This is a genomic window from Mycobacterium sp. NPDC050551, from assembly GCF_040674075.1.
In the GTDB taxonomy this organism is placed as follows: domain Bacteria; phylum Actinomycetota; class Actinomycetes; order Mycobacteriales; family Mycobacteriaceae; genus Mycobacterium.
This window is the reverse complement of sequence record NZ_JBFARC010000006.1, coordinates 178,933-198,472: the sequence shown is the minus strand read 5'-3', so window position 1 is coordinate 198,472 and position 19,540 is coordinate 178,933. Positions and strand designations below refer to the sequence as shown.

20 protein-coding genes are annotated in these 19,540 nt (G+C 70.2%); 13 read left to right on the top strand and 7 right to left on the bottom strand.

Translation table 11 applies throughout. The features are described from left to right. Nucleotides 1–97: 97 nt before the first annotated feature. Together AB0K11_RS23140 and AB0K11_RS23135 are read left to right on the top strand one after the other, a co-directional pair. The gene (locus tag AB0K11_RS23140) at nucleotides 98–1,222 is read left to right on the top strand and encodes a diguanylate cyclase (RefSeq protein WP_364982438.1); all 1,125 of its coding nucleotides are present in this window, start codon (nucleotides 98–100) and stop codon (nucleotides 1,220–1,222) included. A gap of 34 nt (nucleotides 1,223–1,256) precedes the next feature. Next, nucleotides 1,257–1,805, top strand: a complete 549-nt coding sequence (locus AB0K11_RS23135) for an isochorismatase family protein (RefSeq protein ID WP_364982435.1) — start codon at nucleotides 1,257–1,259, stop codon at nucleotides 1,803–1,805. A gap of 4 nt (nucleotides 1,806–1,809) precedes the next feature. Here the strand turns inward: AB0K11_RS23135 and AB0K11_RS23130 are convergent, their stop codons facing one another. Next, complete coding sequence (locus tag AB0K11_RS23130; protein WP_364982432.1) at nucleotides 1,810–2,607, bottom strand: enoyl-CoA hydratase/isomerase family protein; 798 nt, start codon at nucleotides 2,605–2,607, stop codon at nucleotides 1,810–1,812. A gap of 107 nt (nucleotides 2,608–2,714) precedes the next feature. On the opposite strand from AB0K11_RS23130, the gene glgX reads away from it, so the two are divergent. Further along, nucleotides 2,715–4,883, top strand: a complete 2,169-nt coding sequence (gene glgX, locus AB0K11_RS23125) for a glycogen debranching protein GlgX (RefSeq protein WP_364982429.1) — start codon at nucleotides 2,715–2,717, stop codon at nucleotides 4,881–4,883. 24 nt (nucleotides 4,884–4,907) lie between these two features. On the opposite strand, the gene AB0K11_RS23120 is transcribed toward glgX, so the two are convergent. Next, nucleotides 4,908–5,276 carry a hypothetical protein gene (locus AB0K11_RS23120; protein WP_364982427.1) on the bottom strand — a complete coding sequence of 123 codons (369 nt, stop codon included), beginning with the start codon at nucleotides 5,274–5,276 and terminating at the stop codon, nucleotides 4,908–4,910. Nucleotides 5,277–5,421: 145 nt separating this feature from the next. Between AB0K11_RS23120 and AB0K11_RS23115 the strand changes: the two genes are divergently transcribed. Then, nucleotides 5,422–5,976, top strand: coding sequence for a helix-turn-helix domain-containing protein (locus tag AB0K11_RS23115; protein WP_364982425.1), 555 nt, complete (start codon nucleotides 5,422–5,424; stop codon nucleotides 5,974–5,976). Here the strand turns inward: AB0K11_RS23115 and AB0K11_RS23110 are convergent. After that, nucleotides 5,973–6,329, bottom strand: coding sequence for a hypothetical protein (locus AB0K11_RS23110; RefSeq protein WP_364982422.1), 357 nt, complete (start codon nucleotides 6,327–6,329; stop codon nucleotides 5,973–5,975). The two genes, AB0K11_RS23115 and AB0K11_RS23110, sit on opposite strands and share 4 nt — an antisense overlap. Before the next feature lie 116 nt (nucleotides 6,330–6,445). On the opposite strand from AB0K11_RS23110, the gene AB0K11_RS23105 reads away from it, so the two are divergent. Both AB0K11_RS23105 and AB0K11_RS23100 read left to right on the top strand, forming a co-directional pair. Then, on the top strand, nucleotides 6,446–7,606 hold the full coding sequence (locus AB0K11_RS23105; protein ID WP_364982419.1) for an acyl-CoA dehydrogenase family protein: 1,161 nt from the start codon (nucleotides 6,446–6,448) through the stop codon (nucleotides 7,604–7,606). A gap of 15 nt (nucleotides 7,607–7,621) precedes the next feature. Beyond that, nucleotides 7,622–8,728: an acyl-CoA dehydrogenase family protein gene (locus AB0K11_RS23100; RefSeq protein WP_364982416.1), complete on the top strand. Its 1,107-nt coding sequence runs from the start codon at nucleotides 7,622–7,624 to the stop codon at nucleotides 8,726–8,728. Between the two features lie 6 nt (nucleotides 8,729–8,734). Here AB0K11_RS23100 and AB0K11_RS23095 read toward each other — a convergent pair whose 3' ends face one another. Beyond that, complete coding sequence (locus AB0K11_RS23095) at nucleotides 8,735–10,045, bottom strand: maltokinase (protein WP_364982413.1); 1,311 nt, start codon at nucleotides 10,043–10,045, stop codon at nucleotides 8,735–8,737. Between the two features lie 292 nt (nucleotides 10,046–10,337). Between AB0K11_RS23095 and AB0K11_RS23090 the strand changes: the two genes are divergently transcribed. Beyond that, a complete protein-coding gene (locus AB0K11_RS23090; RefSeq protein WP_364983129.1) occupies nucleotides 10,338–10,727 on the top strand; it encodes a hypothetical protein in 390 nt (129 codons plus the stop codon). 3 nt (nucleotides 10,728–10,730) lie between these two features. Here AB0K11_RS23090 and AB0K11_RS23085 read toward each other — a convergent pair whose 3' ends face one another. Further along, nucleotides 10,731–11,729, bottom strand: coding sequence for a hypothetical protein (locus tag AB0K11_RS23085; RefSeq protein WP_364982410.1), 999 nt, complete (start codon nucleotides 11,727–11,729; stop codon nucleotides 10,731–10,733). Between the two features lie 174 nt (nucleotides 11,730–11,903). Between AB0K11_RS23085 and AB0K11_RS23080 the strand changes: the two genes are divergently transcribed. The 5 genes from AB0K11_RS23080 (at nucleotide 11,904) to AB0K11_RS23060 (ending at nucleotide 16,558) form a co-directional block, all read left to right on the top strand. Continuing rightward, complete coding sequence (locus tag AB0K11_RS23080) at nucleotides 11,904–12,707, top strand: DUF2470 domain-containing protein (RefSeq protein WP_364982407.1); 804 nt, start codon at nucleotides 11,904–11,906, stop codon at nucleotides 12,705–12,707. 21 nt (nucleotides 12,708–12,728) lie between these two features. Then, on the top strand, nucleotides 12,729–13,307 hold the full coding sequence (locus tag AB0K11_RS23075) for a phosphoribosyltransferase family protein (protein ID WP_364982404.1): 579 nt from the start codon (nucleotides 12,729–12,731) through the stop codon (nucleotides 13,305–13,307). A 7-nt stretch (nucleotides 13,308–13,314) separates the two neighbouring features. Beyond that, a complete protein-coding gene (locus AB0K11_RS23070) occupies nucleotides 13,315–13,734 on the top strand; it encodes a TIGR03668 family PPOX class F420-dependent oxidoreductase (protein WP_364982401.1) in 420 nt (139 codons plus the stop codon). Beyond that, nucleotides 13,722–14,387 (top strand): cytochrome b/b6 domain-containing protein, encoded by a 666-nt coding sequence (locus AB0K11_RS23065; protein ID WP_364982397.1) that lies wholly within the window; start codon nucleotides 13,722–13,724, stop codon nucleotides 14,385–14,387. Before AB0K11_RS23070 ends, AB0K11_RS23065 begins: the two co-directional genes overlap by 13 nt. A gap of 80 nt (nucleotides 14,388–14,467) precedes the next feature. Beyond that, nucleotides 14,468–16,558, top strand: a complete 2,091-nt coding sequence (locus AB0K11_RS23060) for an elongation factor G-like protein EF-G2 (RefSeq protein WP_364982394.1) — start codon at nucleotides 14,468–14,470, stop codon at nucleotides 16,556–16,558. On the opposite strand, the gene AB0K11_RS23055 is transcribed toward AB0K11_RS23060, so the two are convergent. Then, a complete protein-coding gene (locus tag AB0K11_RS23055; RefSeq protein ID WP_364982391.1) occupies nucleotides 16,522–17,097 on the bottom strand; it encodes a carboxymuconolactone decarboxylase family protein in 576 nt (191 codons plus the stop codon). The two genes, AB0K11_RS23060 and AB0K11_RS23055, sit on opposite strands and share 37 nt — an antisense overlap. A gap of 271 nt (nucleotides 17,098–17,368) precedes the next feature. Here AB0K11_RS23055 and AB0K11_RS23050 point away from each other — a divergent pair, with 271 nt between their 5' ends. After that, nucleotides 17,369–18,544, top strand: a complete 1,176-nt coding sequence (locus tag AB0K11_RS23050) for an MCE family protein (protein ID WP_364982388.1) — start codon at nucleotides 17,369–17,371, stop codon at nucleotides 18,542–18,544. Between the two features lie 3 nt (nucleotides 18,545–18,547). On the opposite strand, the gene AB0K11_RS23045 is transcribed toward AB0K11_RS23050, so the two are convergent. Continuing rightward, nucleotides 18,548–19,435 (bottom strand): DMT family transporter, encoded by an 888-nt coding sequence (locus AB0K11_RS23045; protein ID WP_364982385.1) that lies wholly within the window; start codon nucleotides 19,433–19,435, stop codon nucleotides 18,548–18,550. Between the last annotated feature and the right edge of the window lie 105 nt (nucleotides 19,436–19,540).

Sequence of the window (19,540 nt, the reverse complement as noted above, 5' to 3'; positions counted from 1 at the left end):
CAGGTACGGGTTTCTTGGTAGCGTCGTCACCGGGGCCGCCCGAGCACACCACGATCTCGGAGCTGTTGCGGGACGTGGCGCCGACTGGGAGGTCCGTATGACGAGCGCGGTACGCGACTGGTGGCGCCAACCCGACCACTATTACTGGCTCACCGCGATGCTGGCCGCCCGCGGCGCCAAGCTCAGCACCTGCCGGCTGTTCGCCTTCGCCCTTGCCGGTTTCGCCGGCGTAGTGCTGGTCTCACTGGCCAGCCCGGCAGGCCCGCAGGGCCGCGTCGGGTGGACCGTCGCGCTGATCGTCGCCACCTGTCTGCTCGCGCTGGCGGCGACCTGGCTGCTGCACGGCTGGCTCAGCCGCACCCAGTCGTCGCTCTTCGTCATCGTGGTGGCCGCCTGCATCTCGGCGGCGTGCCTGGTGCAGGCCGACCCGTTCAACGGGATGTTCGGCGCCACCGCCTTCGCCGTGCTCGCCGGCTACATCGCCTTCTTCCACACCCCGCGCTACATGGCGCTGAACTTCGTCATCTCCTCGGTCACCGCCGGAGTGCTGGCGCTGCGCCTCGCGGAGACCGGTGACACCGCGCTGGCCTGCTCGACGCTGCTGTTCCTGGTGCTGGTCAACTTCGGCACGCCGTTCGCCTGCCAGTCCCTGGTGCACCTGCTCGGGATCAACGTCCACAACGCCGAGATCGACCCGCTCACCGGCCTGCTCAACGAGGACGCCTTCTACCGGACCGCGTCGGCGTTCATCGCCGCCCGAAACCGGGACGACGACCGCTACCTGGTCATCGTGGCCGTCGACCTGGACAGCTACGCGCTGCTGACGCAGACCGAGGGCAAGGTGTCCGGCGAGCAGGCCCGCGTCGCCGTCGGGCAGACCCTGCGCGAGACCACCCGGCAGAACGCCGTCATCGCCCACGTGCCGGACTCGGAGTTCCTGATCGTCGACAGCTTCCCCACCACCGACAGTTCGCCGTTGGTCGAGCGGGTCCGCAGTGCGATCAAGGTGACGCCACCGCGCACCAGCGCCAGCATCGGTGTGGTCAGCACGCCGATGCGCGGGCTCGCCCAGCACCCGCCCTACGAGGTGCTCACCGAGTTGATCGGCATCGCCCGCGCGGCCGTCGGCGAGGCCCGGCGCGACGGCGGCAACCAGGCGCACTACATCGTCTGCCCCACCCTGACCGCCTGCGAGGGCGGCGACGAACCGCCGCGCTTCTGAGCGCCGCCCCGCGGTGCGGGGATACCGTTGCAGGATGCGGGCATTGATCGTCGTCGACGTCCAGAACGACTTCTGCGAGGGCGGGTCGCTGGCCGTCGAGGGCGGCGGCGCCGTCGCGCGGGGAATCACCGAGCTGCTCGGCGCACACGAGTACGACCACGTCGTCGCGACGAAGGACTACCACATCGATCCGGGAGCGCACTTCTCCGACGACCCGGACTTCCGCGACTCGTGGCCGCCGCACTGCGTCGTCGGCACCCCCGGCGTCGACTTCCATCCCGCGTTCGACCCGTCCGCCGTCGAGGCGGTGTTCCACAAGGGCCACTACTCCGCGGCGTACAGCGGCTTCGAGGGCGCCGACGCCACGGGCGCCCCGCTCGCCGACTGGCTGCGCGCCCGCGACGTCGACACCGTGGACGTCGTCGGCATCGCCACCGACTACTGCGTGAAGGCCACGGCCGCCGATGCGGCCGCCGCAGGCTTCACCACGCGGGTGCTGCTCGACCTCACTGCGGGGGTGTCGCCGACGTCCACCGCCGAGGCCGTCGACGCGCTGCGCGCGGCGGGTGTCGAGGTGGCCTGACCGGTCAGCCCGACCAGCGCGGCGGCCGCTGCTGCAGGTACGCGCGCATCGCCTCGCGGGCGTCGTCGTGGGCCATCAGCCGCAGGTGGATCTCCGTCTCGCGGGCGCCGACGGCGTCCCGGTCGAGATCGAAGGAGTCCCACAGCAGCCGCTTGCTGGCGGCCACCGACAGCGGCGCGGTGTTCTCGGCGATGTCGCGTGCCACCGCCAGCGCCGCAGGCAGCACCTCGGCGGCGTCGAGCACGCGGCTGCCCAGGCCGAGTTCGACCGCGCGGTGGCCGTCGAACGTCGCGCCGGTGAGCAGGATCTCCGCGGCGCCGGAGATCCCGGCCAGCCGCGGTAGCACCCAGTGCGCGTAGGCGTCACCCACCACGCCCCGGCGCACCTGCACGACGCCGTACTTCGCGTCGGCGGCGAAGATGCGGATGTCGCACTGCAGCGCCAGCGTCAACCCCAGGCCCAGCGCATGACCGTTGACCGCCGCGATCACGGGTTTGCTCAGCGTCCACGCCGGCACGTCGATCCCTCCCGCGCTGAACCCCGGCCCCGGGGCGGTGAAGGTGTCCTCACCCGCAGCCAGGTCGGCACCCGCAGAGAACGCCGGAGGCGTCCCGGTGAGCACGATCGCGCGCACGTTTTCGTCCCCGTCGCACCGGGTATAGGCCTCAGCCAGTTCGTCCCGCATCCCGTCACCGACGGCGTTGCGCCGGTCCGGCCGGTTAAGGGTGATGGTGGCCACACCGGCGCGGACGTCGACCAGCAACGTGCGGTAACGGGGCTGGTCGGGGCGGCTCGACACCATGGACTCCTCTCCGGAGCGGGACGGCTGGAAGAACGCTCGTGATGCTCCCGCATCACGGGGACCCGTATCGTCGCCTTGGTCAATCCAGGGAAGTAGGAGAGTGCACTTTGGTCCGAGCCAGCTCGAGCAAGCCCGCCCCACCGGCCGACGCGCCCGCCGCGCTGGCCGACATCTGGCCGGGCAAGGCCTATCCGCTCGGCGCGACGTACGACGGCTTCGGCACCAATTTCGCCGTGTTCAGTGAGGTCGCCGAGCGGGTGGAGCTGTGTCTGTTCGACGCCGACGGTCAGCAGACCGGCTGCGTGACGCTGCCCGAGGTGGACGGCTTCGTGTGGCACGGCTTCATCCCGAACATCGAGCCGGGCCAGCGCTACGGCTACCGGGTGCACGGCCCGCACGATCCGGCCAACGGGTTGCGCTGCAATCCCAACAAGCTGCTGCTCGACCCGTACTCCAAGGCGATCGACGGCACGTTCGACTGGGGTCAGCCGCTGTTCGGCTACAACTTCGGCGAACCGGACAGCCGCAACGACGACGACTCGGCGGACCTCATGCCGAAGTCGGTGGTGATCAACCCGTTCTTCGACTGGGGCGTGGACCGCCCGCCGAAACACGAATACGCCGACACGGTGATCTACGAGGCCCACGTCAAGGGACTCACCCAGACCCATCCCGAGATCCCCGAGCAGATCCGGGGGACGTACTCCGCGGTGGCCCACCCGGTGATCATCGATCACCTCAAGGCGCTCGGCGTCAACGCCATCGAACTGATGCCGGTGCACCACTTCGCCAACGACTCGACCCTGATCGACAAGGGCTTGTCGAACTACTGGGGCTACAACACGATCGGCTTCCTGGCGCCCGACCCCAAGTACAGCTCGAGCAACACCCCCGGCGGTCAGGTGCAGGAGTTCAAGGCGATGGTGCGCACCCTGCACGAAGCCGGTATCGAGGTGATCCTCGACGTGGTCTACAACCACACCGCCGAGGGCAACCACATGGGTCCGACGGTCTCGTTCCGCGGCATCGACAACGCGGCGTACTACCGCCTCGTCGACGACGACAAGCGCTACTACATGGACTACACGGGCACCGGCAACAGCCTCAACGCCGGCAGCCCGCACGCGCTGCAGCTGATCATGGACTCGCTGCGGTACTGGGTCACCGAGATGCATGTCGACGGATTCCGCTTCGACCTGGCCTCGACGCTCGCCCGCGAGTTCTACGACGTGGACCGGCTGTCGACGTTCTTCGAACTCGTGCAGCAGGATCCGACGGTCAGCCAGGTGAAGCTGATCGCCGAACCGTGGGACGTCGGACCCGGCGGCTACCAGGTCGGCAACTTCCCGCCGCAGTGGACGGAGTGGAACGGCAAATACCGCGACACGGTCCGCGACTACTGGCGCGGCGAGTCGGCCACACTCGACGAGTTCGCCTCCCGGCTGACCGGCTCGTCGGACCTCTACGAGCACACCGCTCGCCGTCCGGTCGCCTCGATCAACTTCGTCATCGCCCACGACGGCTTCACGCTGCGGGACCTGGTGTCCTACAACGAGAAACACAACGAGGCCAACGGCGAGGACAACAACGACGGCGAGAGCCACAACCGGTCCTGGAACTGCGGCGTCGAGGGTCCCACCGATGACCCTGAGGTCATCGCGCTGCGATCCAAGCAGCAGCGCAACTTCCTGACCACCCTGCTGCTGTCGCAGGGTGTTCCGATGATCGCGCACGGTGACGAATTGGGCCGCACCCAGCACGGCAACAACAACGTCTACTGCCAGGACAACGAGCTGTCCTGGATCGACTGGTCCACCGCGGACACCGATCTGATGGAGTTCACCCAGGCCGTGTCCGCACTGCGGGCCGCGCACCCGGTGTTCCGCCGTCGCCGGTTCTTCAGCGGCAGGCCGGTCCGGCAGAAGGGCGGACCCGGCCTGCCCGACATCGCGTGGTTCTCCCCCGACGGTTCGGAGATGACCGACGAGGACTGGGAGAGCGGGTTCGCCAAGTCGGTGGCGGTGTACCTCAACGGCGACGGCATCCCGGACCTCGACGACCGCGGTCAGCGGGTGGTGGACGACTCGTTCTTCCTGTGCTTCAACGCCCACCACGAGCCGATCGACTTCACCATGCCCGGCGAGGAGTTCGGCAAGCTGTGGAAGCCGGTGATCTACACCGGGGGCAACGGCGCCGGACACAGCGAGCCGGTGCCGGCCGGGACGACGTTCAGTGTCGACTCGCGCTCGGTGATCGTGCTGCAGGCGGGCGACTGACCGGACGGGGCCGCCCGCCCCGCGTCACTCGACGACGTCGAAGAACGACTCGCCGTCCTCCGGGGTGCCGCTGATTTGACCCTCGTCGGTGCCGTGCCGCTGCGTGTCGAGGTGGTCGAGTTCGTCGTCGCTGACCGAGACGACGTCACCGCCGTCGGTGGCGTCGCCTGCGGCCGGTGCGCCGTCGGCGGAGACATCGGGCACCTCGTCGGACAGCCGCTCGTCGAGGGTCTCGTCCTCCTTGGGCTCGATCCACCGCTCGGGCGGGTCGACGACGTCGTCGCCGTCGTTGTTGCGCACCTCGTCGGAGTCCAGCGCCTCGGACGGGCGCAGCGCTTCGCCCTCGTCGCCGACGTCGTTGGCCGAGTCGGCGGAAGTGTTGTCGGTGCTCATGGGAGACCTCCTGGATCGGTCCGGTGCGGCCTGCTGTCGCCTGCCCGGTTGCCCCACCGGCCGCGGCGCTAAACGCGCTGCCCGAGCGGGCAAATTTTCGCCAGTGTCAGCGGATGGCCGCGACGGTGACCGTATGCTGCGCGTCATGGCGTCGCAGCGCGACCAACCCCTGTCGTTCGACGACTGGGTGGAAGCCGGTTTCGACCTGCTTGCCGAGGGTGGCTTCGACGCGCTGCGCATCGGCCGGCTCTGCGAGCGGCTCAACGTCACCAAGGGCAGTTTCTACTGGCACTTCGCCGACATCCAGGCCTACCGCGCCGCGCTCGTGGACTCCTGGACCGAGCTGCGTGCCGAGGACCGCCGCCGGTTGATCTCGATGGAGGACCTCGATCCCCGGGAGCGTCTGGCCCGGATGATGGGCATGCTGGCGCGCCCCGACCACTGGTCCGTGGAGCGGGTGATGCGGGCCTGGGCGCTCACCGACGACCGGGTCGGCGAGAGCGTCCGGCGCGGCGACCAGCGGGTGTTCGCGGCGGTCCTGCAGGCCTTCACCGACTACGGCTTCGAACCCGGCGACGCCGCGCTGCGCTCCGGGCTGCTGTTCGGCGCCGGCCTCGGCCTGCTGCACGGCTCGGACCCCGCCGTCGACGCGTCGCCGGAGGTGCGGGACCGGCTGCTGGAGTTCCTGCTGCGCGACTAGGTGATGCCGCAGGCGCGGTCGAGCCGTTGCAGCAGATCGTGGGCCGCCAGCTCCACCTGCTTGTGCCGCCACTCGGCGGCGCGGTACACGCAGGCGATCAGGCCGGTGCGGTGCAGCCGCCGGAAGTCGCCGTACCTGAAGGCGTACCGCGCCTTGGTGCCGTCGGACGCGCCGTCGGTGAGCGCGAGATGCCAGGCGGCGTAGTCGTCCCACGAGTGCCGGTCCAGGTAGGCGTTCTGCGCGTCGGCGCGGGGCTGGACCTCACCCCAGTCGCTGTCGAGCACGTACTGGCGGGCCTCGATGAGGTCGCGGGCCTTCTCCACCGCCGCGTCGTTCAGCAGGTATTTGGCCATGTCCGCATTCTCCGCCATCGCAGTGGCGGGTAGTAGTCCCGGTGCGCCAGCGACCCGACCAACCGGGTGGTTTACGGTACATACAGGCCTGATTACCGACGAGTAGGGAGGCAGCAATGCAACTGGCGCTGACACCGGAGGAAGCCGCCTTCCGGGACGAGCTACGCACCTTCTACACGACCAAGATCCCCGCCGACGTCCGCGAGCGCTCGCGCCGCGGCGGCGAGGTGTCCAAAGAGGACATCGTCACCACGCACAAGATCCTGCACGAGCACGGTCTGGCGGTGCCGAACTGGCCCGTCGAGTGGGGCGGCAAGGACTGGACGCCGACCCAGCACCAGATCTGGCTCGACGAGATGCAGCTGGCCAGCGTTCCCGAGCCGCTGACGTTCAACGCCAAGATGATCGGCCCGGTGATCGCCGAGTTCGGCTCGCAGGAGATGAAGGAACGGTTCCTGCCGCCTACCGCGTCGCTGGACATCTGGTGGTGCCAGGGGTTCTCCGAGCCGGAGGCCGGGTCCGACCTCGCCTCGCTGCGCACCACCGCGACCCGCGACGGCGACACCTACGTGGTCAACGGGCAGAAGACCTGGACCACCCTGGGCCAGCACGCCGACTGGATCTTCAACCTGGTGCGCACCGACCCGCAGGCGCCCAAGCGTCAGGCGGGTATCTCGCTGCTGCTCATCGACATGAACACCCCGGGAATCACGCTGCGGCCGATCAAGCTCGTCGACGGCAGCTACGAGGTCAACGAGGTGTTCTTCGAGGACGTCCGGGTGCCCGCCGACCAGCTCGTCGGCGAGGAGAACCAGGGCTGGAGCTACGCCAAGTTCCTGCTGGGCAACGAGCGCACCGGCATCACCCAGGTGGCCCGCACCAAGCTGAAGCTCTCCGAGGTCAAGGCCCGCGCGAAGGAGTCCGGCCTGCTCGAGGACCCGCTGTTCGCCGCCCGCCTGGCCGAGGCCGAGAACGACGCGCTGGCACTGGAACTCACTCAGATGCGGGTGGCGTCCGGATCGGTCGACGGCAAGCCCAACCCGGCGTCGTCGGTGCTCAAGCTGCGGGGCAGCCAGCTCCAGCAGATCGCGACCGAACTGCTGGTCGAGGTGGCGGGTGCCGATGCGCTGCCGTTCGACGCAGGCGACGACATCGCCTCGCCGTACTGGGCCCAGCACGCGGCGCCCACGTACCTGAACTACCGCAAGACCTCGATCTACGGCGGCAGCAACGAGGTGCAGCGCACCATCATCGCCTCGACCATCCTCGGACTGTGAGATAGGGAGCAACTCATGGACTTTCAGCTCAGCGAAGAGCAGGTGCTGCTGCGCGACACCACCCGTGACGTGCTGGCCCGCAGCTACGACCCGGAGAGCCGCCTCAAGGTGATCGACTCCGAGCTCGGGTGGAGCCGCGACGTGTGGAACCAGCTCGCCGAGATCGGCATCCTGGGACTCGGATTCGAGGAGGACGCCGGCGGGGCACTCGAGATCATGGCGGTGGCCACCGAGATCGGTCGCAGGCTCGCCCCGGAACCGGTGCTGAACGCCGCGCTGGGCCCCGGCGCGCTGATCGCCGAAGCAGGCACCGACGAGCAGCGCGGCCTCCTCGACGAGGTGGCCGCCGGTCAGCGGCTGCTGGCCTTCGCCCACGTCGAGCCCGGCATGCGCGGCGCGGCCGGGACGATCACGACCAAGGCTGTGCAGCAAGGGGATTCGTGGTCGCTCAGCGGACGCAAGAACCCGGTGCTCGCCGGCGACTCAGCGGACACGCTGGTGGTCAGCGCGGCGCTCCCCGACGGCGGGACGGGCCTGTTTCTGGTGGAGGCCGACGCGGTCACCCGCACGGGCTACCGCACCTTCGACGGCCAGCACGGCGCGCAGGTCGACCTGGCCGACGCGCCGGCGCAGCCGCTGGGTTCGGCGTCGGACGCATCCGAGGCGATCGCCCGCACCGTCGTGCGCCTGCAGTCCGCCCTGTGCGCCGAGGCGCTCGGCGCGATGGAGGAGGCGCTGCGGCTGACCACCGAATACCTCACCAGCCGTAAGCAATTCGGTGTCACGCTGAACAAGTTCCAGACGCTCACCCAGCGCGCCGCCGACATGTACGTCTCCCTCGAACTGGCGCGTTCCATGAGCATGTACGCCGCCATGTCGATCGCGGACGGCAACTTCGACCCGGCGGTGTCGGCTCGGGCGAAGCTGCAGATCTGCCGCTCCGGGCGCCACATCAGCCAGGAGGCGATCCAGTTGCACGGCGGCATCGGCGTCACCGCCGAGTACCCGGTCGGGCACTACGCGGCGCGCCTGACGGCCATCGAGCACACCCTGGGCTCGGCCGGTGACCAGCTGCACGTGCTGACCGACCGGCTCACCGACTACGAGGTCGCCACGCTGTAGCGGCCGCTACCCGACGAGGCGGGCGATCGAGTCCAACGGGATGGGCAGCCACCCCGGCCGGTGACGGCTCTCGTAGCCCGCCTCGTACACGGCCTTGTCCAGTTCGTATGCCGCCAGCAGTTCGGCCGAATCGCGGGGATCCGCGCCACATCCGGCGGCGTATCCGTCGCAGAACGCAGTCACGTTGCGCTGCGCCCACTCCCGGGCGCGCTGGGCCTGCTGCGGATCGGTCTCCTCCGTACCCTCGATCAGCTGCTGGTGGGCGGCGTACTCGTAGGACCGCAGCACACCGGCGACGTCGCGCAGTGCGGAGTCCGGCCGCCTGCGCTCGTCGAGCGGCTGGCCGGGCTCACCCTCGAAGTCGATGAGCAGCCAGGCGGCCCCGGTGCGCAGCACCTGGCCCAGGTGCAGGTCGCCGTGCACGCGCTGCACGGTGATCGACTGCTCGGCCAGCTTGCGGTAGCGCTCCTCGATCAACGGCACGTAGCGGCCGATCTCGGGTACCGCACCGGCCACCGCGCGCAGCCGCTCGAGCACCGTGTCGGTGGGGAACGGCAGGGTCGACGTGCCCAACTCGTCGGCGAGCGTGGCGTGCACCGAGGCGACGGCCTCGCCGAGCAGGCGTGACTCCGCAACGAATTCGTCTGCGGCGCCGCCGTTCTGAGTGTCGACGAACAGATTCCGGGTGCTGGCCAGGGCCATGTCCCAGCCTTCGGTGGAGCCGCCGGCGAACTCGGTCACCATGCCCATCGCGTAGGGCTGCCCGTCCAGCGTCGTCTCGATGGAGCCCAGCAGGCGGGCGACGTGCGGGTTGCCCGCACGGGCGAGCACCCGGTTGAGCTCGATGTCGGGGTTGACGCCGGGGGTGAGGCGGCGGAAGGCCTTGAAGATGGCCTCGCGGCCGAAGATCACGCTGGTATTGCTCTGCTCGGCGCCCGACACCCTGGCCGCCTCGCCCGTCGGCAGGGCGGCGCCCGGTTCCTTGACGAAGCGGACGCCGTCGACGTCGGCATCGTCGTCGATCAGCGACAGCAGGTACTGCGCGGCGGCCGGGTCGAACAGCGCGTCGTAGGCGGTGCGGCCGTCGTCGACGCCGATCACCGCACCGGAGGGAACGTCGGAGGGCGTGGTGTCGCCGCGGCCGACCAGCAACTGGTATCGCTCAGCGGCGCCGTCGGCGTAGAGGACGTCGAGCAGCACCAGGTCGAGGTCGGGTCGCAGAGAGATCACCCGGCCCGGCCGGACCTCCTCGAGGTGGCGGGTGCGCCCGGCGTACCACCGCTGCTGCGGTAGCCAGGTGTCGAACGGCATGTTCATCGCTTGGCTCCAGATCGTCGGACGGGGGTCGCGGCGCCGTCGCACCCTGAAACCTACCCATCGCGGCGCGAACCGAATCGTGGCCCGCCGGGCCGGTTTCCGGCACCGGTTCCACGGTGTGAGGTAACTGTTGAAACCCCGGGGCCGACGCGTTACGGTTTCGGCGTCTGTGATCCGCCCGTCGGGGGCGATCGATACTCTGAGTAGGAATTCGGGTGGGTCTGTGGCTGAATCGACGCCAAATGATGGTGAAGCTCCGGTAATCGTCAGTCTGTCCGATGCGGCGATGCACATGTACTCGGCGGCCATCGACTCGCTGCCCGACGCGACCGATCCCGAGTTCCCGGAGCGGTCCGCGGTGGTGCTGACGGGTCTGCGCAAGCTGCTCGGTGCGATGTCGGAGGCCGCGAGCCACAGCCGGATCAACCCGTCGGTGATCGTCGCGCTCAGCGGTGTGCGCAACCGCTACGACGCGTTGATGGAGAGCGCGGCCGGCGGCCCCGGAGCCACCCTCGGGCAGCGCCTCTACGTCGCACGCACGCGGGCCAAGCTGAGCACCAAGGAAGCCGCCAACGGTGTCGGACTGCGCCGCGACCTGATCGAGGCCGTCGAGGCCGAGGAGCAGGCGAGCGAGGCGGAGACCGCCAAGATCAAGGACCTCATCGCCGCACTCGGCGGCTAGCCGTCAGCCCAGGAACCGGTCGGCTCCCCCGGAGCGCACGTACCGGCCCGCGTTGGCCTGCCGGTAGCCGATGAAGCCGCCGCAGGCCGTCACGAGGAACAGCCCGAACAACCCCGGCATGGCGCCGACCCACTGGCCGCCCGGCCCGCCGGCGCGCGAGGCGGACGGCAGACCCAACCGCGCCGCGGCACCGCTCGCGACGCTCGACCCCGGTAGCGCGGGTGCGTTGAAAGCGGATGGCGTGCCGATCATCGACCCGCCCGTGGCCGACGAGGGCAGGGCGGCCTGGATGCCGAAGAACCCCGTCGACGCCGGTGCGGGCCCCGGCGCACCCGGTACGACGGCGAGCGGTGGTGCCATCCCCACGACGGGCGGCGCGGCGACGATCATCGGCACCTCGAGCACCTCCGGCGCCCCGGGGCTGAACTGCCCCACCTCACCGCCGCTGCCGGCATCGACGACCGGGTCCTCCTCGGCGGGTCCGCCGCGGAACGCCGGGCCGGGTGGTTCCGGTTCGGGTTCGCGTGCGCCGGAGTACAGCGACACCGATGCGGAGACGCCCGGCGTCCCGACACGCAGACTCGCCAGGCACGACCCGGTGCAGTTGTCGGCCTCGCGCTCGGTTGCGCCGACGGACATCCTCACCTGCGGGATGGGCAGGTTGCTCCGGCCGCCGGGCACGCGGATGTCGATGCGGTCGCGGTCGGATTTGGTGTCCTCGCCGTCGTCGGTGCGCTCCTCACGCGCCCGGGTGCCGCCGAGGCTGATACCGAATGTCCGCCGCTTGCGCTGACTGCCGGCACCGTCGTCGTTGCGGGAGTCGCGCCCCTGTCCGGGCGTGCGGTCGTCGTCGCCTTTGCCGGTTTCACTGCTGTCGGACTTGCCCGCATCATCGGAGCTGCCGGGTTCGGCAACCGCGACGCCCGCGACCGGACCCGCCACGACCAGTCCACCCACCACGACACCGGCACACATCAGCGGACGCAACGACGGCATTGCCATGCGACCCTCACTCCCCCGGCGGGCGATTGCTATACCACACACCCACCGCAGGTATTTTCGCATATTGACGGCATTTGGCGGTAGCTGTCGGCAATAGCCCTTCGCCGACGGTCCCCCGGGGCGGCTGCCGGCCGTCCCATCGGCGGCCGCGCGCAGGTCAGGTAGGGTGCCGAGGTGGCCAACCGCGATCATGGTGACCCCGGCGACGCCCCGTCGATCCCCCCGCCCCTGGGCGAGGTGTCCCGTGCCGTCCGCCCGTCGGCCGCCGAAGAGGCCCGCACCATCGCGGCCTCTACCAACACCGCGACGCTGGCGACGCTCACCGCGGACGGCGACCCCTGGGCGTCGTTCGTCACCTACGGACTGCACGGCGGGGCGCCCGTGCTGTGCGTGTCGAACCTCGCCGAGCACGGCCGCAACCTCGACGGCGACCCGCGGGCCAGCCTGGCGATCGTCGCGCCTGTCACCGACACCGACCCGCTGGCCAGTGGCCGGGTCACCCTCGCCGGTGTCGCCGAACGCCCGACCGGCGACGAGCGCGACGCCGCCCGCGAGGCGCACCTGGCCGCGGTCGCGGCCGCCAAGTACTACATCGACTACAGCGACTTCACGCTGTGGGTGCTGCGGGTGCAGCGGGTCCGGTGGGTCGGCGGGTACGGCCGGATGGAGTCCACCACCGGCGCCGAGTACGCGGCCGCCGAGCCCGATCCGGTGGCGCCGCGAGCCGCGGGCGCCGTCGCCCACCTCAACGCCGACCACGCGGAGTCGCTGCTGGCGATGGCCGCCTCGCTCGGCGGTTACCCCGACGCCACGGCCGCCGTCTGCACCGGCGCCGACCGGTACGGCCTCGACCTGCGGGTGACCACACCGCGCGGCGTCGCGTACCCGCGCATCGGCTACGCCGCGCCCATCGCGTCGTTCGGGGAACTGCGCTCGGCGGCGGTGGAACTGACCCGCCGCGCCCGCGGGGACGGCTGACCCTGCAATACGATCGCCGGTATGTCTGCTGCGACCGGGCGTCCGGACACCTGGCAAGCCGCCTTCGACCTGATCCGCACCCGCGGATACGAGCACCGCGCCGAGCCGTTCCGGCTGGCGAGCGGGCAGCTCAGCCACGACTACATCGACGGTAAGTACGCCGTCGACAACGGTGAACGGCTGACCGTGGTGAGCCGTGCGGTCGCGGATCTGGCGGCGATGAACGGCATCGAGTTCGACGCCGTCGGCGGGCTCACCATGGGCGCGGATCCGCTGGCCCACGGCGTCGCGATGGTGACCGGTGCCGCGTGGTTCTCGGTGCGCAAGGAGCAGAAGTCGCGCGGCCGCGAACAGTGGATCGAGGGCACCCGCATCGAGCCCGGCACGCGGGTGCTGCTGGTCGACGACGTGATCAGCACCGGCGGATCGACGGCGCTCGCGCTCGACCGGGTGACCGCGGCGGGCGCCGTGGCCACCGGCGTCATCCCGATGGTCGACCGCGGCGACGTGGCGGCCGCACTGTTCGCCGAACGCAACGTCCCGTTCGTCGCGCTGGTCACCTACCGCGACCTCGGGATCGAACCGGTCAAGGCGGTGTGAGTCCGAGATGGCCGGTGACGACGACGCCAGGGCGGCAGCGGCCCGCTTCGCGGATGCCCCGTCCGCGGTGCTGGCGACCATCGACCCCGGCGGCGCGCCGCACCTGGTGCCGGTGGTGTTCGCCGTGTCGGGTGACACGATCTACACCGCGGTCGACGCCAAGCGCAAGACCACCCAGCGGCTGCGGCGGTTGGCCAACATCGAGGCCGATCCGCGGGTGACGCTGCTCGTCGACCACTACGACGACGACTGGACCCAGCTGTGGTGGGCGCGCGCCGACGGCGAGGCGACGGTGCACCACAGCGGCGAGGAGATGGCGGCCGGCTATTCGCTGCTGCGCCACAAGTACGTTCAGTACCAGCGCCTCGCCCTCGACGGTCCGGTGGTGACCGTCGCGGTGCGACGGTGGTCGTCGTGGCAGGCCTGATCCGGCTGCGCAACGGCGCCCACGGGTACGGCGCCGTCTCGAAGCTCCTGCACTGGCTGACCGTCGCGGTGATCGTCGCGCAGTTCACGGTGGGCGCGACGATGGGTCCCGACGAGGCCGCGCTCGACCGCGAGAAGGACCGCATCGACGAACTCGAGGAGCGCGGCGAGGAGCGGGCCGAACGGCAGGGCGAAGCGGCCGAGGAACGTTTCGAGAACGAGATCGACCGACTGGAGGACGAACTCGACGTCCGCGAGGACGACTACGTGGCCGACGCGTTCGGCGACGTGGCGTCGGGCACCTTCGCCGGTGACGGGGTCTCGTTGCCGGAACTCCATGTGACGCTGGGTCTCTCGCTGATCGCCCTCGGTGTGCTGCGGATCGTCTGGCGTGCCGTGGCCGGGTTGCCGCCGTGGGCGGAGAACCTCACCGCGGGGGAACGCACCCTCGAGGCCGCCCTGGAGAAGGCGCTGCTGGCACTGCTGTTCGTGGTGCCCGGCACCGGGCTGGCGGTGCTCGCCCTCGGTCACGACTGGGTGCCGCTGCACGTGGCCGCCCAGATCGCGTTGCTACTGGCGATCGCCCTGCACGTCGGGCTGGTTCTCAAGCACACCCTCGTCCGGCGCAACAGGCACCTGGCCCGCATGCTCTGACGGCCGCCCTTGTGCTGCCGTCCGCATCGGAGAATTCTGGACGGTGCACCGGGCGACGCGGCCCGGGCGAAGGGATCGTCATGGCCGACCGGACGACAACCTCCCGCGGCGGCGCCTCCGCCGTCATCACCGCGGCCCGGCCCGCCGCCATCCGCAACGTCGTGCTCGTCGGCCCCTCCGGGGCGGGCAAGACGACGCTCGTCGAGGCGCTACTGGTGGCCGCCGGTGTGCTCAACCGCGCCGGCTCCGTGACCGACGGCACCACCGTCTGCGACAGCGACGACGCGGAGGTCGCCCAGCAGCGGTCGGTCGGCCTGGCGCTGGCGTCGCTGCGGTTCCGCGACGTCAAGATCAACCTGATCGACACCCCCGGCTACGCCGACTTCGTCGGTGAGCTGCGGGCCGGACTGAGGGCGGCGGACTGCGCGCTGTTCGTGATCGCCGCGAACGAGGGTGTCGACGAGCCGACGCGGTCGCTGTGGCTGGAGTGCAGCCAGGTGAGGATCCCGAGGGCGGTGGTGATCACCAAGCTCGACCACGCCAGGGCCGACTACTCCGCGGCACTCTCCGCGGCACAGGATGCGTTCGGCGACAGGGTTCTTCCGCTGTACGTGCCCGCCGGCGACGGGCTGACCGGGCTGCTCGCCCGTACCCCCGCCGGCGACGACCGCGCCGGCGAACTGCGCGGCGCCCTGATCGAGGGCATCATCGAGGAGTCCGAGGACGAGACCCTGATGGAGCGCTACCTCGGCGGCGAGGACATCGACGAGTCGGTGCTGATCGAGGACCTCGAGAAGGCCGTCGCCCGCGCGTCGTTCTTTCCCGTCGTCCCGGTGTGCAGCACCACCGGCACCGGCACGCTGGAACTGCTCGAGGTCGCCGCGCGCGGCTTCCCGTCGCCACCGGAACACCCACTGCCCGAGGCGTTCACGCCGCAGGGTGCCGACCGCAAGGGGTTGTGCTGCGACCCGGACGGCCCGCTGCTCGCCGAGGTGGTGAAGACGACGTCGGACCCCTACGTCGGCAGGGTGAGTCTGGCCCGGGTGTTCTCCGGGACGATCAGGCCCGACATGACGGTGCACGTGTCGGGCCATTTCTCGTCCTTCTTCGGCGCGGGCGCCGGACCCGCCGACCACGACGAGGACGAACGGATCTGTGCGCTGTCGTTCCCGCTCGGTCGCCACCAGCGGCCCGCGCCGTCGGTGATCGCAGGCGACATCTGCGCGATCGGCAGGCTGAGCCACGCCGAGACCGGAGACACGTTGTCGGACAAGGATTCACCACTGGTGCTCAAACCGTGGACGATGCCCGAGCCGCTGCTGCCGATCGCGGTGGCGCCGCGCGCCAGGACCGACGAGGACAAGCTGTCGGTCGGCTTGGCGCGGTTGGCCGCCGAGGACCCGACGCTGCGCATCGAGCAGAACCCCGACACCCACCAGCTGGTGCTGTGGTGCATGGGCGAGGCACACTCCCACGTCGTGCTCGATGCGCTGGCACGTCGCTACGGCGTCGCCGTCGACGTCGTCGAACTGCGGGTGCCGCTGCGCGAGACGTTCGGCGCCGCCGCGAAAGGCCATGGCAGGCACGTCAAACAGTCCGGCGGTCACGGCCAGTACGCGGTGTGCGACATCGAGGTCGAGCCGTTGCCCCCCGGTGCGGGCTTCGAGTTCGTCGACCGCGTCGTCGGCGGTGCGGTGCCGCGCCAGTTCATCCCCAGCGTGGAGAAGGGCGTCCGGGCGCAGATGGCCAAGGGCCTCAGCGGCAACAGTGGAGCGGAACACCCCGTGGTCGACATCAGGGTGACGCTGGTCGACGGCAAGGCGCACAGCGTGGACTCGTCGGACTCGGCGTTCCAGACGGCCGGTGCGCTGGCGTTGCGCGACGCGGCCGCCGCGACGGTAATCACGGCGCTGGAACCGGTCGACGAGGTGTCGGTACTGATCCCCGACGATCTGGTGGGCGCGGTGATGAGCGACCTGTCGACGCGTCGCGGCCGGGTGCTGGGCACCGAGACGATGGGCGGCGACCGCACGCTGCTGAAGGCGGACGTCCCGCAGATCGAGCTCAGCCGCTACGCGGTGGACCTGCGGTCGCTGTCCCACGGTGCGGGTTCGTTCACCCGCCGGTTCGTCCGCTACGAGCCGATGCCCGAGTCGGCGCCGGCCTGGTAGTGCTCCGGCTTGCCCGCCCACTCCTCGGGTTCAACGCCGAAGGTGTTCAGCGCCGTCGCCAGCACGCCGTAACCGCCTGCGGTGAACAGCAGGTCCATCCGCTGCCGGTCATCGAGGTGCTGCCCCAGCGCATCCCAGGTGCCGGGAGTGATCCGCGACCCGTCGTGGAGTTCGTCGACGGCGGCCAGCACCGCGCGGTCGAACGCGCCTGCGGCCTCGCCGGTGCGGGCGGCCTCCACGTCGGCGTCGGTCAGGCCGGCCTGCCTGCCGATCGCGACGTGGTGCACCCACTCGTACCGGCACCCGTGGCGGTGGGCGACACGCAGAATGGCCAGTTCGCGCTCGCGCGGGGGCAGCGACGAACCCTCCATCAGATAGGTGTTGAACGGCAGGAACTTGCCCGCCAGTTCCGGATGGCGCACGAGTGTCGCCAGCGCGTTCCCCGCGTCCTCGGGGTTGCGCCGCTCGGGAGCCACGGTGCCTTCGAGGGCGCGGCTGGTGTGGTCGTCCCACTCGTCGGCCGGCAGGGGCGTCAGCATCGGGTGTCCTCTCGGCATGGCTCTTTAGCCAGTCTATGCATTGAGCCGGCGCCCGCGCGAATGTGACCTGCGTCGCACACCCGTCATCACGTGATGTGCACCGCACTCACTTGCGGCGACGCAACCGGGGTTGAAAAAGTTAGGTCACTTTAACTGTCGGAATCGTCATTAACTTATATGCTGGCGGCCGAGGTGACGACCATCCGGGGAGGAAGCACCTGTGGATACCGGCCTGCAAAAACGGTTCAAGCACTGGCGCTGGGATCCGCCCGTGAAGACGGCGAGCGTCTTCACCATCGTGATCATGGTGGTGATCCTGGCGATGGTGTGGCTGCAGTTCCGCGGGTCCTTCACACCGGTGACGCGCCTCACCCTGATGGCCGACCGCGCCGGCCTGAACACCGACCCGGGTTCCAAGGTCACCTACAACGGCGTGCAGATCGGCCGGGTGGCGGAGGTCGAGCCGCAGAGTGTCGGCAACGAACCGCGGGCCAAGCTGCTCCTCGACATCGACCCGCAGTACATGCGGCTCATCCCGGCCAACGTGGACGTCGACATCGCGGCCTCCACGGTGTTCGGCAACAAGTTCGTGTCGTTCTCGACGCCGGAGAACCCGGTGCCGCAGCGGCTCGACCCCGCCGACGTCGTCGACGCGACCAGCGTGACCACCGAGTTCAACACGCTGTTCGAGACGGTGGTCGAGGTCGCCCAGCAGGTCGACCCGATCAAGCTGAACCAGACGCTGACCGCGACCGCCGAGGCACTCGACGGACTCGGTGAGCGGTTCGGCCAGGCGGTGGTCAACGGCAACGAGATCCTGGCCGACGTCAACCCGCAGATGCCGCAGATCCGCCGCGACACCCAGTTGCTGGCCGACCTCGGCGAGGTGTACGCCGACGCCGCGCCGGACCTGTTCGACGGGCTGGAGAACGCCGTCACCACCGCGCGCACCCTGAATCAGGAGCGCGGCAACCTCGACGCGGCGCTGATGGCCGCGGTCGGCTTCGGCAACACCGGCGGCGACGTGTTCGAGCGCGGCGGCCCCTACCTGGTGCGCGGCTCCGAGGATCTGATCCGCACCTCGGCGACGCTCGACGAGTACAGCCCCGCGCTGTACTGCACCATCCGCAACTGGCACGACAACGAGCCCAAGTTCACCGAGTTCAACGGCGGCAACGGCTATTCGGTGAACCTGCACAACACGCTCGTCGGCGCAGCCAACCCGTGGGTGTACCCGGATAACCTGCCCAAGGTGAACGCCAAGGGCGGCCCCGAGGGCAGGCCGGGCTGTTGGCAGAAGGTCACCCGCGACCTGTTCCCCGCGCCGTATCTGGTGATGGACACCGGCGCCTCGCTCGCGCCGTACAACCACATCGAACTCGGTCAGCCCATCGCCATCGAATACGTGTGGGGACGCCAGATCGGCGAGAACACGATCAACCCGTAACCGCTACGGCTGGCGCACCACGGCCTCGAGTTCGGCTTCGTAGGCGCCTTCCTCACGGCCGAGGGCGATGGTGGCCGCCACCATCGCGGCGATCGCGATGACCAGGGCCACCGGTTCCCAACCGGTGATCGACAGGTGCTCGCCGAGCAGCACCGAGCCCAGCACGACGGCGACCGCCGGCTCCAGCACCAGCATCGTCGGCACCGAGGTCTGCAGCGAGCCCGCGTGGAAGGCCGACTGCTGCAGCAGCGTCGCGGCCACCCCGAGCAGGACGACGAGGTAGATCGTGGGCGTCGTCAGCACCGCCTCGACCCGGCCCTCGGTGATCAGGTGCATCACGATCTTGGTGAGCACCGCGACCACGCCGAAGAGCACCCCGACGGCGACGGCCAGCAGCACTGCGCGCCGCCAGTCGACGGCGCGGACCGCGACGGCGATGCACGCCAGCACCGCCGCGCCGCACACCACGGCCACCGCCACCGTCGCCGGTGTCGAGATGTCGTAGTCGCCGGCCTTGGCCTTGGCCAGCGCCACGAACACCGTCAGCGCGACGGTCAGCAGCACCGCCCACAGCCATTCGGCGCGGCTCACCCGCCTGCCGGCCAGCCGCGCGCTCAGCGGAAGCGCGAACAGCAGGGCGGACACCAGGATCGGTTGCACCAGGATCAGCGACCCGTAGCCCAGCGCCAGCGCCTGGAACACGAAGCCGGCGACGGCGGACCCGGTGCCGGCCCACCACAGGGGGCGGCGCACCAGCGTCATCAACATCAGGGTGCTGACGCCTTTCTCCGCGGGCACGTCCATCGTGGCGCGCTGTCGCACGACGATCCCGACCGCCATGAACACCGCTGCAAGCAGTGCGAAGAGCACCGCCAAACCGTGGCCCACCAAGCCGCGCACCCCTTCCGGTCCTGCCGCCGTCGGCAGGCAGCACCCACCACCGTAGGCGGAGTGCGGCGCGGGGTCAGCGCGGGCGCGCGCTCAGTCCGCGCGGAA